Source organism: Chitinophaga pinensis, from assembly GCF_007896845.1.
In the GTDB taxonomy this organism is placed as follows: Bacteria; Bacteroidota; Bacteroidia; order Chitinophagales; family Chitinophagaceae; genus Chitinophaga; species Chitinophaga pinensis_C.
On record NZ_VOHS01000008.1, the window covers coordinates 125,383 to 141,853 of the forward strand.

A 16,471-nucleotide genomic window follows, 5' to 3' on the forward strand; every position below is an offset into this window, starting at 1 on the left:
TTCAGTACCTCTACATACGCATCCCAGTCTGTAATAGGCTGCTGTGCTACACCGCTATCCATGGCAGCTTTTGCTACTGCAGGTGCTACGTGGCTCAGCAAACGCGGATCCAGTGGTTTTGGAATGATATATCTCGGACCGAAGAACAGGTTCCTTTCATTATAAGCGAGGTTCACGATATCCGGTACGGATTCTTTTGCCAGTTCTGCCAGCGCATGTACTGCTGCCAGTTTCATCTCTTCGTTGATCTGGGTAGCACGTACATCCAGCGCTCCACGGAAGATGTAAGGGAAACCCAATACGTTGTTTACCTGATTAGGATGATCTGAACGACCGGTACACATGATGACATCAGGACGTGATGCCACAGCCAGATCATAAGCAATCTCCGGATCCGGATTGGCCATTGCAAACACGATCGGATTATCCGCCATGCTCTTGATCATGTTAGGCGTTACTACGTTTCCCACAGACAGACCCACAAATACGTCTGCACCCTTCAGCGCTTCCGCCAGTTCTGTTACAGCAGCAGTTGTAGCGAACTGCTTATGCATGTCGGACAGATTAGGACGGCTGGTACTAATTACGCCATCCTTGTCAAACATGATGATATTGTCTTTATTCGCGCCCAGTGCCACATACAGTTTCACACAGGCCATAGCAGCCGCACCGGCGCCATTTATAACGATCTTAACTTTGTCGATGTCTTTCTTTACCAGTTCCAGAGCGTTCAGCAAGGCTGCACTGGAAATGATCGCCGTACCATGCTGGTCATCGTGCATGATAGGGATTCTGAGTTCCTTTTTCAGACGCTCTTCTATCGCAAAGCACTCAGGACTTTTGATGTCTTCCAGATTAATACCACCGAAAGTCGGTTCCATGGCTTTCACAACCTGTACAAACTCGTCCACGTTCTTTGTGTTCAATTCAATGTCAAATACATCGATATCTGCAAAGATTTTGAACAGTACAGCCTTACCTTCCATTACAGGTTTACCGGCTTCCGGACCGATATCGCCCAGGCCAAGTACTGCCGTACCATTACTGATTACCGCTACCAGATTCCCTTTGGCGGTATATTTGTACACATTCTCTACGTCTTTGGCGATCTCCTTACATGGCTCCGCTACTCCGGGAGAGTAAGCCAGTGAAAGGTCCCATTGTGTCTTGGTGTTCTTTGTAGGTATTACTTCGATTTTTCCAGGCCGCCCCAATGCATGGTAATCCAATGCATCCTGCTTGTTCTGTTTTCTTGCCATTTCAATAAAAGATTGTTCTTGGGCGTGCAATATACGAAGTATTGGAGGAACACTAAGTACCACGAAAGAGTAGGTTCACAATATTTACTTATTTTTACCCGGTAAATCTCCCTGACAAACATGATACAACGCATTCAAAGTCTTTACCTTTTATTAGCGGCTGCGGCCGGTATCGGTACCTGGTTCCTGAATATCTGGAAAGCCACACTTAATGATGGAACAATCAGATATTTCAATGCACAGTCGAGCTTTATAGTGTTTCTGGTACTGATGCTGGTAGTAGGATTAGCCCTGTTCTGTATTTTCCTGTTCAAAAACCGCAAATTACAGTTCAGACTGACAATACTGAATATTCTGCTGTCTGTTGCAGCAATTGCCCTGCAATACTTTAAAGTACAGGATACTGCTAACGATATCCAGTCTCAGGGCAAACTGATTACTACTGCCACCTATCTCCCGGGCGCATTCCTGCCGGTTCTGATATTTATATTTTTATTAATGGCTGCTAGAGGCATTTTCAAAGATGAAAAGCTGATCAAGTCACTGGACAGACTGAGATAGTCGGAAAGAATGAAGAATCGGGGGGCTATCCCCCTATACAATAAAATGAAAAAGCTGCGAAGAACGATCTCCGCAGCTTTTTCATTTTATTGTAATACGTTGTTGTAACCGACGTATTTTATTAATAATTAATCAATTAATCTCTAATTATTTACAAGTATTTCCCCGTATAACTCTCTTTCACATCTTTCAATCCTTCCGGCAGGCCCGCATACAATAACTGTCCGCCACCGGCGCCACCTTCAGGCCCCAGGTCAATGACCCAGTCAGCACTGCGGATCACGTCAATGTTGTGTTCAATTACCAATACGCTGTGTCCCTGATCGATCAGGGCGTTAAAGGATGCCAGCAATTTCTTGATATCATGGAAGTGAAGACCGGTAGTCGGTTCGTCAAAGATGAACAGGATATGTCCCTGTGCTTTTCCTTTACCAAGGAAAGAGGCCAGTTTTACACGCTGTGCTTCACCACCGCTCAGTGTATCACTACTCTGACCGAGTTTCACATAACCCAGTCCTACATCACTTAAGGGACGTATTTTGTTACATACGTCTTTTTCATCTTTGAAGAACTCCAGTGATTCTTCCACACTCATTTCAAGAACGTCGTAGATGTTTTTGCCTTTGTAGGTTACTTCCAGTACCTCTTCCTTGAAGCGGCGGCCACCACAGGTTTCACATTGCAGGTGTACATCTGCAAGGAACTGCATTTCAACAATTACTTCTCCTTCTCCTTTACAAGCGTCGCAACGGCCACCGTCTACGTTGAAAGAGAAATGTTTTGGCTGGAATCCGCGCATTTTGCTCAGCTGTTGCTTCGCATACAGGTCACGGATTTCATCGTATGCTTTGATATAAGTAACCGGGTTGGAACGGGATGATTTACCAATCGGATTCTGGTCTACCATTTCGATCTGTGTGATATCATCCACAGCGCCTTTCAGAGCACGGTGCTGCCCCACACGATCTGCAAATTCTCCTTTCAGTTTCATGAGTGCCGGATAGAGAATCTGTTTTACCAGTGTGGTCTTTCCGGATCCGCTGACACCGCTTACAACAGTAAGCACCTGTAAAGGAAAATCTACGTCGATATTTTTCAGGTTATGTTGGCGGCATCCTTCCAGCGAAATCGCCTTTTTCCATTTACGGAGTTTGATAGGCGGTTCAATACTGAGCTGTCCGCTGAGGTATTTACCTGTCAGACTCTTACTGTCTTTCAGGATTTCCTGATAATTACCGGCAAAGATAACTTCACCACCGAGGTGACTGGCCAGTGGTCCCATATCGATGATATAGTCTGCCTCTTCCATCATCATCTCGTCATGTTCCACTACTACCACAGTATTACCCAGATCACGCAGTTCTTTCAGCACTTTAATGAGGCGATGGGTATCACGGGCATGCAGACCGATACTTGGTTCATCGAGTATGTACATAGAGTTGGTCAGATTACTACCGAGCGAACGGGTCAGCTGTATACGCTGACTTTCCCCACCACTCAATGTATTGGCCACACGATTGAGCGTCAGATAACCCAATCCTACGTCCAGTAATGTTTTCAGACGGTGATCGATCTCTACGAGTATTCTTTTTCCTACCTGCTGATCATATTCGCTCAGCTGCAGTTGCTGGAACCATTCGTAGAGGTTGCTTACCGGCATATCTACCAGTTGCGCGATATTCACGCCTGCTACCTTGATGTATAACGCTTCTTTTCTCAGGCGGCCTCCTCCGCATTCCGGACAACCAGTCCGGCCACGGTAGCGGGATTGCAGCACACGATACTGTACTTTATACAGGTTCTGCTCCACCATTTTGAAAAACTCATTCAGACCGTAGAAATGTTCGTTACCTGTCCACAGTAACTGGTATTGCTCATCCGTAAGATCAACGATCGGTTTGTGGATCGGGAAATTGAACTTACGCGCAGCTTTTATCAATGCTTCCTTGTATTCGCCCATCTTCTCACCTCTCCATGGAGCGATAGCATTTTCATATACACTGAGGCGTTTGTCAGGTATGACCAGATCTGCATCAATACCCAACACCTGACCAAAACCTTCACACACGGGGCAGGCACCGTAAGGGTTGTTGAAGGAGAACAGGTTGGGAACCGGCTCTTCGAACTGCATTCCATCGAGTTCAAAGCGGTTGGAGAAGTGTTTCATGTCTGCACCATTCACTTCTACGAGACAGTCGCCCTCGCTTTCATAAAAAGCGGTTTGTACACTATCTCCGATACGGTGCAGGTCATCTTCTTCAAACTCCTTTGCTACCAGACGGTCTACCAGCAGGTAAGCCTCTTTAGGCAGTGCAGGTTTCTTCTCATCCAGCAGTTCCTCTATACGTAACAGGGAACCATTGCCTTTTTCCTTCACATACAGACGGGAAAAACCTTTCTGCATCAGGATCTGCAATTCTTCTTTCACATCACGTTTCTCGTGACGGCGGAAGGTAACCAGTAATTGTATTTTGGACCCTGCGGGCAATTTTTTGATATAATCCACGACATCGCTCACCTCGTGTTTCTTTACGAGCTGACCGGAGACGGGAGAATATGTTTTGCCGATACGGGCGAAAAAGAGGCGGAGGTAGTCATATATCTCCGTCATAGAGCCCACGGTAGAACGTGGTGTACGGGTAATCACTTTCTGCTCGATAGCGATGGCAGGACAAATCCCCTTGATGTAATCAACATCAGGTTTGTTCATGCGCATAAGAAACTGACGGGCATAAGCGCTGAGGCTTTCCGCATAACGGCGCTGACCTTCAGCATACAATGTGTCCATGGTCAGTGAAGACTTGCCTGAACCGGAGACTCCGGTTACCACTACCAGCTTGCTTCTTGGAATGCCAACGCTAACATTTTTGAGGTTGTGAACGCGTGCGCCCTTAATGAAAATCTGATCTTGCGTACTAACTGACTGAGCATCAGTTATTGTTTCCGTTTTCTTCACTTTAGTTGCCATAATGGATGTAAAAATACTGAAAGTAAACCATTCCGGTAGATTTCCATTCTACCTGAACGCGTTATAGACGAAACCTGCAAGGGTCGGAGCATTCGGCGGAGTTGTGGCTATATTAAATGACAGGAAAATTGCACAAATGAGGGATTGTTTTATTGAACTATTACTTTATATTTGCATTAGATGAAACCTGAAGGTCTTCCCAGGTTCAGATTTATAAACTCTAAAACTGCCTATTATAGCATAAACTCTACACATTTTTCCTACGACTGTCACAAGTCCTATTTTTATTATAAACCCGCTATTGTAGAAGTTTATGCAAATAATGTACAAACTAAGTGATGAGCAACTAATTACCCTCTTCAAAAAGGGTCACGCTTCGGCATTGGAAGAATTAGTGCACAGACACAAAGATAAGCTCTATACCTCTATCGTATTACTTGTGAAAGACGCTTTCCTGGCAGAAGACATTTTCCAGGATACCTTTATAAAGATCATAGATACTATCAGAGCTGAACGCTATACAGAAAAAGGAAAGTTCCTCCCCTGGGCGATGCGTATTGCACATAACCTGTGTGTGGATCACTTCCGTAAGATCAAGCGTACTCCTATCATCAAGACCAGCGACGACAAAGATATTTTCAACGTATTGAATTTCAGCGAGAGCAGTGCAGAAGAGAAAATGATCACGGCACAGAGCCATGATCGTGTAAGACGTATGCTCGACCTGCTGCCGGAAGAACAGCGTGAGGTGATCATCCTCCGCCATTACGCCGACCTGAGTTTCAAAGAAATTGCCGATCTCACCCAGGTGAGTATCAATACCGCATTAGGCCGTATGAGATATGGTCTGATAAATCTCCGGAAGATGATGACGGAGAAACAGATTTGTTTGTAATCCTTTTTTTGCTTGCCATCGACGGGCGGCCGGGAGACTCCGACCGCCCGTTCTTATTTCCTATACCAGGTTCTCATAAATCATCGCAGCACCCTGCCCCACTCCCACACACATGGTGGTCAGTCCATACTTTGCCTGTGGCCTGCGTCTGAATTCATGCAGCAATGTTGCCGCAATCCGCGCTCCCGTACATCCCAGAGGATGTCCGATGGCGATAGAACCTCCGTTCACATTGATCTTCGACGTATCTAAGCCAAGGTCACGGATACAAGCCAGCGCCTGTACGGCAAATGCCTCATTCAATTCAATCAGATCAAGCTGATCTGCTGTGAGCCCTGCCCGGAGTAATACTTTCTGTGAAGCAGGTACCGGTCCAATTCCCATAATAGCAGGATCTACTCCGGCTACGGCCATCGCCCTGATCTGCATCAATGGTTTCAGGTTATATTGCTTCAATGCCTGTTCGGATACAATCAGTACACAGGCTGCTCCATCATTGATACCAGCAGAATTACCTGCTGTTACACTTCCTTCTTTGGCAAAAGCAGGCTTTAGTCCTGCCAGTTTTTCCAGAGAAGTCTCTCTTGGTGGCTCATCATCACTGATAATCACCTGCCCTTGTTTATTAGGTGTGATCGCTACCGGGATAATTTCTGCCGCCCATTTGCCGGCGTCATAAGCGGTTTTATATTTCAGCTGGCTCTGATAAGCAAACAGATCCTGTTCTTCCCGGCTGATGTTCCATTGACGAGCTACATTTTCTGCCGTTTCGCCCATAGAATAAGGATGATACATGTCTGCCAGCTTTTTATTGGTAAAGCGCCAGCCTATGGTAGAATCATACATTTCTGTTTTACGGCTGAAAGCGCCGTCTGCCTTTGGCATGACCAGTGGTGCGCGGGTCATACTTTCTACTCCTCCGGCGAGATATACATCTCCATCTCCACACATAATAGCTCTGGCGGCGTCCATAATGGCCTGCATACCTGATGCACAGAGGCGGTTCACCGTATTACCCGGTACCGTTACGGGTAGTCCGGCCAATAATGCAGCCATACGGGCTACGTCCCGGTTATCTTCGCCGGCCTGATTGGTAGCCCCGGCTATAACATCTTCAATACCAGCAGGATCTAATGTCGGATTGCGCTCAAGAATGGCTTTTATAAGGTGAGCCAGCATATCGTCTGGCCTGATTGTACTCAGAACCCCACCATAACGGCCTATTGGGGTGCGGACCGCGTCTACTATGTAAGCAGCTTGCATTGCTTTGATGGATTGCTTTGGTTAATAAAGGTTGTAAATGTAGTGGAATCGGGGGTAATACCAATACAGCAGCCGTTTTCTACTTTAAAATGGCCTGTTTCTGCCATCAAACCCTTACTACACCGGTATTACGCCCTCATTTGTCCGTTCATCGACGAAACAGCACCGGTCTAATGGCGGTATAATAACGTTATAATACGGAGAAACCATTAAATATTGACCGGAAAGCCTTATCCAGACTGTATATAGCCGTTTCCTGATGGTCCGTGGATAAAATGTCGTACCTTTGTCGCTTACTACCGACTGCCGTAAGGCAGACATTGTCTCAATTAAAGGTCAGGAATGAAATCGGGCAAAACAAACATCCGGCACCTCAGCTTACCGGAATTACAGAAATACTTTGGGTCTATAGAGGAAAAGCCTTTCCGCGCCAAACAGGTGTATGAGTGGCTGTGGCTGAAACACGCTACCAGCTTCGACGCTATGACCAACATTTCCAAAGACTTACGCAGTAAACTGGAAGAACATTTCACCCTTCCGGCTATCACAACAGATACTACCCAGCACAGCGACGACGGCACTATCAAGAGCCGCTTCCGCCTGCATGACGGTCACATGGTCGAAGGGGTATTAATCCCGACTGACACCCGTCAGACGGCCTGCGTATCTTCTCAGGTGGGTTGCAGTCTGAGCTGCAAGTTCTGCGCAACCGGTTATATGGACCGCAAGCGTAACCTGGAATTTGATGAAATTTACGATGAAGTGGCCCTCCTGAACCAGCAGGCAATGGCAGCATATGGCAAAAAGCTCAGCAATATCGTATATATGGGTATGGGAGAACCGCTCCTGAACTATAAAAACGTATTGCAGTCTATCGAGCGTATTACTTCTCCGGATGGTCTGGGTATGTCTCCAAGACGTATCACAGTATCTACTGCCGGTGTTGCCAAAATGATCCGCCAGCTGGGAGACGATAAGGTAAAGTTCAACCTCGCATTATCCCTGCATGCTGCGAATGATGAAAAGCGCAGTCAGATCATGCCGATCAATGATACCAACAACCTCAAGGTATTGATTGAGGCATTGAACTACTTCTATAAAGAAACACAGAACCAGATCTCTTTCGAATATATTCTCTTTAAGGACTTTAACGACTCCTTCAAAGATGCCGATGAGCTGATCCGCATATACCGCCAGGTACCTGCAGATCTGGTCAACATTATTGAGTACAATCCAATTTCCAACGCCCGTTTCATGAAACCGGACGAGGATGTTGCCGAGGCATTTATGGAATACCTGTCAAGAAACAAGGTAAATGCCCGTCTTCGTCGTAGTCGTGGTAAAGACATCGATGCGGCCTGTGGTCAGTTGGCCAATAAAGGTTGATCAGTTTCCTGCACACAATTTTCAAAAACAAACAGATGAGAAAAAATACACCTGCTAAGAAAGGATTTTCCCCTTTCAAGGAAAATAAAAGCAGCAGTTCCAATAAAGGTGGTCAACGCTTTGGCAACACTGACCGCAAAAGAGGTGATGATGAAAAGCCGGGTCGCGGCGATAAAAGAGGTGAACGCCCTTTCCGCAGCGAACGCAGTGATAATGAAAACAATGGCCGCGAAGCCTCCAAAAGAGGTGAACGTCCTTTCCGTCCGGCGCGTAAAGACGACGATAACAAGGAGCGCGGAGATTTCAAAAGAAACGAACGCCCTTTCCGTCCGGCACGTAAAGACGATGATAACAAGGAACGCGGAGATTTCAAAAGAAACGAACGTCCTTTCCGTCCTGCACGTAAAGAAGATGATAATAATGACCGTGGAGACTTCAAAAAAAGTGACCGTCCTTTCCGTACCGAACGTAAAGAGAAAGACAGCGAGCACAAAGGTCCCCGTGGCTTCCGTAAAGACGGTGCTGAAAAACCAGCTTCCAAACGTCCTGAAAGAGATGAAAACGGCCGCAGACGTCGCATAGAACCTGTACGCAAAACTGCCAGCGGCAGAACGCCTTTCAAGCCAAAACCGCAGCAGGCAGACGATAGTGCTTTCCATGGCACTGACGATAAAAAAGCCGGTAAACGCGGTAGCAGAGACGAACGTCCTACACCAAGCGGCTTTAACCGTAAAAAATACTTTGATACTGCTAATGAACGTTTTGCCGGTAAACAGGATCGTAAACTGGCGACCAGAAGGGCACGCCATGAAGACGATTCATATGGCAAAAGATCATCAAAGAACGAAGAATCCGGTAATGCACCCGGCGAAATGCCCCTGAATAAATACATCGCACACTCCGGCCTCTGCTCCCGCAGAAAAGCAGTGGATTTTGTGAAAGAAGGAAAAGTAACTGTAAACGGCGAACTCGTTACTGAGCCGGCGTTTAAAGTAACTGCGAAAGATGAAGTGGCGATCAACAACAGAAAGATCAATATCCAGAAAAATCTGGTATACATCCTGTTGAACAAACCGAAAGGATACATCACAACTACTGATGATCCGGAAGGCCGTAAAACAGTTATGGAACTGATTCAGGATGCTACTACGGAAGAACAGCGTGTATATCCGGTAGGTCGTCTTGACCGTAATACTTCCGGCTTGCTGCTGCTCACCAATGACGGCGAACTGGCCCAGAAACTGGCTCATCCGAAACATAATATCAAAAAGATCTATCACGTAGGACTGAATAAACCACTGACCAAAGCACATTTCGAAAACATCTTACAAGGTGTAACACTGGAAGACGGTGTTGCCAATGTAGATGCACTGGGTTATGTGGAAGCTGGTGATAAAACACAGGTTGGTATAGAGATCCACAGTGGTAAAAACCGTATCGTACGCCGCATTTTTGAACATCTGGAGTATGAAGTGGAAAAACTGGACCGTGTTACCTACGCCGGCCTTACCAAGAAGAATATCAATCGTGGTAAATGGCGTTTCCTGACAGAAAAAGAGATCATCCTTCTGAAGCACTTTAAGTAAACTATGCGCATTAACGACATCATCATAAAAGAAACAGCAGATTTTGTTATTCTGAACAAACCTGCGGGTATGCTGACCATTCCGGACAGGCATGATAATCAGCTGGATTCCCTACAGGGATTGCTGAAAAAGCATTACGGTGAAATCTTCACTGTACACCGTCTGGATAAAGACACCAGTGGTGTGATCCTGTTTGCCAAAAATGAGACAGCACATAAATATTATTCCCAGCTGTTTGAAGGCCGTAACGTGAAGAAATTCTATAAAGGACTGGTAAACGGACAGTTACATCCGGAAACAGGCAGTGTGGATGAAGCCATCATGGAACATCCGACCATCAAGGGTAGAATGGTGACTAACAGAAAGGGTAAAAATGCCCTGACTGACTATCAGGTACTGGAAGCTTTTGGTCTCTACAGTCTGGTGCAATTACAGATCCATACAGGCCGTACCCACCAGATCCGTGTACATATGAAGCATCTGGGCCATCCGATCGCTGTAGACGAGCTATATGGCACTGCTGCGCCGGTTTATTTGTCTGCTATCAAGAAGAACTATAAACTGGGTAAAAGAGTAGAAGAAGAACGGCCGTTATTGAGCAGACTCGGACTGCATGCATGGCAGTTACAATTCAAAGATCAGCAGGGAGAAGAAAATGTGGTGGAAGCCCCACTGCCAAAAGATATTCAGGCAGTTGTAACGCAGTTGCGTAAAAACAGCGGCAGAAGCACTGAGCTGGTTTTATAAAAGAGCATATATACTATTGATATACAGGCGGTTTCGACAAGAGACCGCCTTTTTTTGTACCCGCATCTACCCTATCAGGTATTTAACAGATACGTATCAAGTCCACCTCATGTCCATTACAATCTCATTACAACCGTATTATCTATAGGTCTTAATCACAATATTAAAGGCGGTGCCGGGTATCTGTGGTACCTGAAACCGCCTTTACAGACTGGTATAAAAAGAAAAAACGGGGAGAAATCCCCGTTTCGTAAAAATCAAAAACCAACCATTAAAAAATCTTATGAATAAAAACCTGACACACGTCTGGTGCAGGTTTTAAACGGACAAGTTTGTCAATTTACCTACTTGTTAACAGCTTTCGGCCTTATTTGTTCGGCTGAGGAGTTGTTCTTAAGTAAGGCTTGATGATCTTGTGACCTTTCGGGAAGCGACCCGGAATATCTTCGGTTTTCACCGCAGGTGTCACGATAACGTCTTCACCGTCAACCCAGTTTGCAGGAGTCGCTACGCTATAGTTAGCAGTCAGCTGCAGAGAGTCGATCACACGCAGAATCTCGTTAAAGTTTCTGCCGGTTGAAGCCGGATAAGTGATCATCAATTTTACTTTTTTATCTGGTCCGATGATGAACAGTGACCTTACAGTGAAGGTTTCTGAAGCATTCGGATGAATCATATCATAAAGATCGGAAACTTTCCTGTCTTCGTCAGCGATAATAGGAAACTGAACATCTGTGTTCTGTGTTTCATTGATATCGTTGATCCAACCGAGGTGTTTTTCCAGAGGATCTACGCTCAGCGCCAGTACTTTAACATTACGCTTTGCGAACTCATCTTTCAGCTGTGCAGTTTTACCTAATTCGGTAGTACATACCGGTGTGTAATCTGCCGGATGGGAAAACAATACTCCCCAGCTATCTCCCAGGAACTCATAAAAATCAATATCACCTTGTGAAGTCTTAGCCTGAAAGTTCGGTGCGGTATCTCCTAATCTTAAGCTCATAAGTTCTCTTGTTTTAGAGTATTCAAAAATAGGATTTTCCTACAAATATTATAGACTTTACGATGATTTTTCAAAAAAAAATTCCCTGCCTGAAGAACAGGCAGGGCGGAGTTAAGACAAACAACTGGACGCAAAAGGTATCAGGGATAACGCTTACCTAAGAAGCGCAACACAACACCGTAGGGGTTACCGGGTCGCTTTTTCGGGGTTATCAGGGTTTTTCAGGGTTCATTCAGGGGTTCACGAGAATAGTACGGGGTATGAGTTTATAAGGTTCTTTCTTTCCAGGCATAATATGCCAGTGTAAATTTCAGATCGTCTGCCAGATCGGCTTTTTTTCGTGCTGCGTCTTCATCAAATTCCAGTTCAATATACCCGAGGTACAGTTCATAGCTTTTGTGAAGCATCTCCATACAATGGTCTATTTTTCTGACGTAATGGGGTACGCTGGCAGAAGGTAATGGGGTCACCTGCTCTATATAGTAGCATTCACCTGCTGTATATTCAACCCAGCTACCGTTTTCACGGTTTCCGGGGCGGGCTAACCTGAAATACATGTTATCAAACAACACTGCTTTTCCCAGCTCCATCTCCAGATCTATCATATCCGGGATCTGCTCCATGTTCTCCAGTTTCTGCACGATTATCATCTGCACAGCATCACTTCTGTCCTGCACATAGCGTAACATGGTATTTAACACTTCGTAGGTTGTAATGAAGTCACAACGCTGCCAGGTATCATCTTTTCTGATATGGCCCCAGAAGGTTAAATAATTGGTATCATCCAGGATGATCTGGCCAACTGATATTGCTTCGGAGGTACTAACAGTAGCGGTATTTGTCTGTTTCATAACCGATTAGTTGTTGATAACAATACAAAGATACCAGTGCAAAACGCAGAGAATTTGCGTAGCGAATTTTAACTATTTTTATCCTCTAAATATTTTCATGCATGCCTAAAAACAAGGATGCTGTTTCGCGTTATCGCTGGATAGACGAGCGTTTACGCAACAAGCGTTTGAGAAAACCCACCCTGGAGGATCTGATTGAGTTCGTATCCGGAAAAATGGACTCCACCATTTCCGTACGTACTATCCAGAAAGATATTCAGGACATGCGCCATGACCCCGAACTGAACTATAAGGCGCCTATCCTGTACGATCGCAGTACAGGCACTTATCGTTATACTGACGAAACATACTCTATCAATAGTCTGCCTATCGACGAAGCGGATCTCCAGGGGCTGGAAATCGCCATCGGTATACTGGAGCAATTCCGCAGTCTTCCTGTCATTGTGCAGTTTGAGGACGCTATCCTCAAAATAGCGACCAGTCTGAAAAAGAACAGGGAAGTGCTGGAGCACAAAGGACTGATCAAATTTGCCCGTACTACACAGTATAAAGGTGCTGCGCATATACCATTCATCGTAGATGCGATTAAAGGCAGAGAAGTGATACGTATCGCGTATCAGAGTTTTGACAGGAATGAGCCAAAAGAACATTGGGTAGAACCTTATCACCTGCGTGAATATCAGTACCGCTTTTACCTGATCGGTAAGAGTCAGAAAGCAAAAGGTGGTACGCTGCTGACATTCGCGCTGGACAGGATTGTAGACATATGGCCGACCAACAAAACATTCGACGAAAAGAACTTTGATGATGCCAGTTATTATCAGCATGCCATCGGTGTAACAGTACCACAGGGCGAACCGGAGAAAGTGATATTGGCCTTTACGCCATTGCAGGGCAAGTATATCAAGTCACAACCTATCCATCCTTCACAGCAGGTTGAAAAAGACAATGACAAGGAATGCCGTATTTCTATCAATGTTGTGATCAATCATGAGCTACAGATGTTGCTCCTGAGTTATGGCGCAAATGTGAAAGTGCTGCAACCTGCGGCACTGACAGAAAAGCTGGCAGCAGAAGCAAAAAAAATGCTGCAGAATTATTCATCATAAAATCATCCGGGCATGTCTACCTCTTTTCAAATATCGGGTAACCTGATAGACATTCTGCAACAGAAGATCTATCCTGCTACCATCACTGTTGAAAACGGCCGTATCGCCGGTATTACAGAAGACACTATTACACATGAACAATATCTGTTGCCGGGTTTTGTTGATGCGCACGTACACGTGGAAAGCTCTATGCTTACGCCCTCACAATTCGCCAGACTCGCTGTGGTACATGGCACTGTTGCCACCGTTTCAGATCCGCATGAAATAGCGAATGTACTCGGTGTACAAGGTGTTGAATATATGCTGGACAACGGAAAGACTGTTCCTTTTAAATTCTGCTTTGGTGCACCTTCCTGCGTACCTGCCACGATCTTTGAAACAGCAGGTGCTGAAGTAACGGTAGCAGATGTGGAAGCTTTACTGCAAAAACCGGAAGTGCTCTATCTTACCGAGATGATGAACTTTCCGGGTGTATTGCATGAACAAGCGGATGTAATGGCTAAAATCGCAGCTGCAAAACGTATTGGCAAACCTGTTGACGGACACGCACCGGGTCTGCGTGGAGAAGATGCAAAAAAATATATCGCTGCCGGTATCAGTACGGATCACGAATGTTTTACTGCAGCAGAAGCACTCGATAAACTGCAATACGGCATGCATATCCTGATCAGGGAAGGCAGCGCTGCGCGCAATTTCGACGCGCTCATACACCTTTTGCATGATCACCCTGAAAAGATCATGTTCTGTAGTGATGATAAACATCCGGACAATCTTGTGGAAGGGCATATTGATGCATTGGTAAGAAGAGCACTGGCATTGAAGATCGATCTGTTTAAAGTATTACGTGCTGCCTGTGTGAATCCCGTATTACATTACAAGATCCCTGCAGGGTTATTACGTGTAGGCGATCCTGCTGACTTTATCATTGCAGATCATCCTGATACATTTAACATCAAAGCTACTTATATCAATGGTGAGCTGGTAGCACAAAATGGAGAAACGCTGATTCCGTCTGTTATTGCACCGGTGATCAACAACTTTTCCTGCACACCGAAATCAGGTAGTGATTTTCGTATTACCGCTGACGGTATAACAGCAAAAGTGAAAGTGATTGAGGCACTGGATGGTCAACTGATCACCAATAGTTTTACAGAGACTTTACCGGTAACAAATAATCAGTTATTCTCATCAACAGAAAAAGACATACTGAAGCTGGCTGTGGTGAACCGTTATCAGGAAGCGCCTGTTGCATTAGGTTTTATCAGGAACTTTGGCTTTAAACAAGGTGCTATTGCATCTTCTGTAGCACATGATAGTCATAATATCATTGCAGTGGGTGTAGATGATGAAAGCATTGCGCAGGCTGTCAATGCAGTCATTGCACACAAAGGAGGCGTGAGTGTGGTCAGCAATGGTGAAGTAAGTATATTGCCTTTACCTGTTGCCGGATTGATGAGTAATCTGGATGGTTATGAAGTCGCCGCACAATACAGTCAGCTGGATAAAGCGGCGAAAGCGCTGGGCAGTAAACTGGATGCGCCATTCATGACATTATCGTTCATGGCACTGTTGGTGATTCCTCATTTGAAACTGAGTGATAAGGGGCTGTTTGACGGGGATAACTTCAGTTTTACAGCAGCTGTTTTATAAGAGATAATCAAAATTGCAGGTATATGCGCGCATATACCTGCAATTTGTTTGTTATACTGCCCACAAAGCGCCACCCACACTATCTTTCTCTGCACCTGTTACAGTTGCCAGTGCATTGGGCTCCTGTCTCCAGCGTAATGCACCTGACAAAGCAATCATCAGTGCATTTCTGAAAGGTTCGTCCTGTACAGTTACCGTGATATTCTGCGCCTGTAGGGCCTGTTGTATGGTCGCTACGAGGTAAGTATTTTTTGTACCACCACCTGTCAGCAGGAGCGAGTGGGTTGCTCCTTCTTCCTGTGGCGTCAGTTGCTGTACAGCTGCTGATATTTGCGCGGCAATATGATGGGTATATGTATTCAGTTTACCTTGTGTTGACAGCTGGTGTTGCTGGATCATCGGCAGAATAGTACCTGTTCCGAATTTTGCAGCCAGTGTCTTTGGATATTTTTCTTTGTAGAAAGCGAGACCGTTCAGCGCATCCAGCAGGTTCTGATCAGTGACGCCGCCGGCAGCCAGTTTACCTTCTTCGTCAAATGCGCGGCCCAGCATTCCCGCCAGGGTATCCAGCACATAATTAGCCGGGCAAACATCAAAGGCGACCAGCTGACCATCCTTTTCGGCAGCGATGGAGGCATTTTCTCCCAGATTCACGCGGAAACGATAATCAGGGAACAGCAGTTGTTCTGCTATTGGTAATATTGGTCCGCCTTTTCCGCCAAGGGCGATGTCCATTGCACGCAGATCACTGATTACAGGCAAGCCGGTAACAGCCGCAATCGCAGCGCCATCTCCCAGCTGAGCGGTCATTTTCTGTGCCGGCACATGAAACACGGTATGTCCGTGCGCCGCAATAAAATGTACTTTATGATCCAGTTCATGCTGTGTAATGAACTGATTGATAGCATGACCGGTAAAATGGCCATATTCAGCATGAAGCAACAGATAATCCCGGGCAGACAGATCTGCCGCAGCACTTAGTTTTTCCTCCCATTCGGAGGTATATGCCAGGCGTTCCGCCGCCTTTATTTCATAAGTCCATTTTCCACGTACTTCTGTCAATGCCACAAAAACCAGGTCCAATCCTGCCAGCGAAGTGCCTGACGTTACGCCAATTACATTATAAACCATGCGGTAAAATTTGTGCAAAAGTAAATAATGTGCCGCTTTCATAATTTTTTTTCGGGTTTTAT

The 16,471-nt window shown here is 45.6% G+C and carries 12 protein-coding genes and 1 pseudogene; 7 read left to right on the plus strand and 6 right to left on the minus strand.

The window, feature by feature from the left end; genetic code table 11:
• Window positions 1-32 precede the first annotated feature (32 nt).
• Window positions 33-1,259: pseudogene (locus FEF09_RS34720) on the minus strand (malic enzyme-like NAD(P)-binding protein); the annotation flags it as partial.
• 120 nt (window positions 1,260-1,379) lie between these two features.
• Between FEF09_RS34720 and FEF09_RS10720 the strand changes: the two are divergent.
• Complete coding sequence (locus tag FEF09_RS10720) at window positions 1,380-1,820, plus strand: DUF4293 domain-containing protein (RefSeq protein ID WP_146305105.1); 441 nt, start codon at window positions 1,380-1,382, stop codon at window positions 1,818-1,820.
• 151 nt (window positions 1,821-1,971) lie between these two features.
• Here the strand turns inward: FEF09_RS10720 and uvrA are convergent, their stop codons facing one another.
• Window positions 1,972-4,788 (minus strand): excinuclease ABC subunit UvrA, encoded by a 2,817-nt coding sequence (uvrA, locus tag FEF09_RS10725; protein ID WP_146305106.1) that lies wholly within the window; start codon window positions 4,786-4,788, stop codon window positions 1,972-1,974.
• A gap of 313 nt (window positions 4,789-5,101) precedes the next feature.
• On the opposite strand from uvrA, the gene FEF09_RS10730 reads away from it, so the two are divergent.
• Window positions 5,102-5,683 (plus strand): sigma-70 family RNA polymerase sigma factor, encoded by a 582-nt coding sequence (locus tag FEF09_RS10730; protein WP_044217966.1) that lies wholly within the window; start codon window positions 5,102-5,104, stop codon window positions 5,681-5,683.
• 60 nt (window positions 5,684-5,743) lie between these two features.
• Here FEF09_RS10730 and FEF09_RS10735 read toward each other — a convergent pair whose 3' ends face one another.
• Window positions 5,744-6,946, minus strand: a complete 1,203-nt coding sequence (locus tag FEF09_RS10735) for a thiolase family protein (RefSeq protein WP_146305107.1) — start codon at window positions 6,944-6,946, stop codon at window positions 5,744-5,746.
• Window positions 6,947-7,288: 342 nt separating this feature from the next.
• Here FEF09_RS10735 and rlmN point away from each other — a divergent pair, with 342 nt between their 5' ends.
• From rlmN to FEF09_RS10750, 3 genes are read left to right on the plus strand one after another with little or no spacing between them, the layout of a single operon-like run.
• Window positions 7,289-8,332: a 23S rRNA (adenine(2503)-C(2))-methyltransferase RlmN gene (rlmN, locus tag FEF09_RS10740; RefSeq protein WP_146305108.1), complete on the plus strand. Its 1,044-nt coding sequence runs from the start codon at window positions 7,289-7,291 to the stop codon at window positions 8,330-8,332.
• 35 nt (window positions 8,333-8,367) lie between these two features.
• Window positions 8,368-9,918, plus strand: a complete 1,551-nt coding sequence (locus FEF09_RS32820; protein WP_261387410.1) for a pseudouridine synthase — start codon at window positions 8,368-8,370, stop codon at window positions 9,916-9,918.
• Window positions 9,919-9,921: 3 nt separating this feature from the next.
• Window positions 9,922-10,665, plus strand: a complete 744-nt coding sequence (locus FEF09_RS10750; protein ID WP_146305109.1) for an RluA family pseudouridine synthase — start codon at window positions 9,922-9,924, stop codon at window positions 10,663-10,665.
• 367 nt (window positions 10,666-11,032) lie between these two features.
• On the opposite strand, the gene FEF09_RS10755 is transcribed toward FEF09_RS10750, so the two are convergent.
• Together FEF09_RS10755 and FEF09_RS10760 are read right to left on the minus strand one after the other, a co-directional pair.
• Window positions 11,033-11,668: a peroxiredoxin gene (locus FEF09_RS10755; RefSeq protein WP_146305110.1), complete on the minus strand. Its 636-nt coding sequence runs from the start codon at window positions 11,666-11,668 to the stop codon at window positions 11,033-11,035.
• Between the two features lie 266 nt (window positions 11,669-11,934).
• Window positions 11,935-12,519, minus strand: a complete 585-nt coding sequence (locus FEF09_RS10760) for a hypothetical protein (protein ID WP_146305111.1) — start codon at window positions 12,517-12,519, stop codon at window positions 11,935-11,937.
• Window positions 12,520-12,620: 101 nt separating this feature from the next.
• Between FEF09_RS10760 and FEF09_RS10765 the strand changes: the two genes are divergently transcribed.
• Together FEF09_RS10765 and ade are read left to right on the plus strand one after the other, a co-directional pair.
• Entirely contained in the window at window positions 12,621-13,628 is a 1,008-nt protein-coding gene (locus FEF09_RS10765; protein WP_146305112.1) for a helix-turn-helix transcriptional regulator, read from the plus strand.
• Window positions 13,629-13,640: 12 nt separating this feature from the next.
• Complete coding sequence (gene ade, locus FEF09_RS10770) at window positions 13,641-15,278, plus strand: adenine deaminase (RefSeq protein WP_146305113.1); 1,638 nt, start codon at window positions 13,641-13,643, stop codon at window positions 15,276-15,278.
• A 51-nt stretch (window positions 15,279-15,329) separates the two neighbouring features.
• Here the strand turns inward: ade and FEF09_RS10775 are convergent, their stop codons facing one another.
• Window positions 15,330-16,409 carry an anhydro-N-acetylmuramic acid kinase gene (locus FEF09_RS10775; RefSeq protein ID WP_146305114.1) on the minus strand — a complete coding sequence of 360 codons (1,080 nt, stop codon included), beginning with the start codon at window positions 16,407-16,409 and terminating at the stop codon, window positions 15,330-15,332.
• Window positions 16,410-16,471 lie beyond the last annotated feature (62 nt).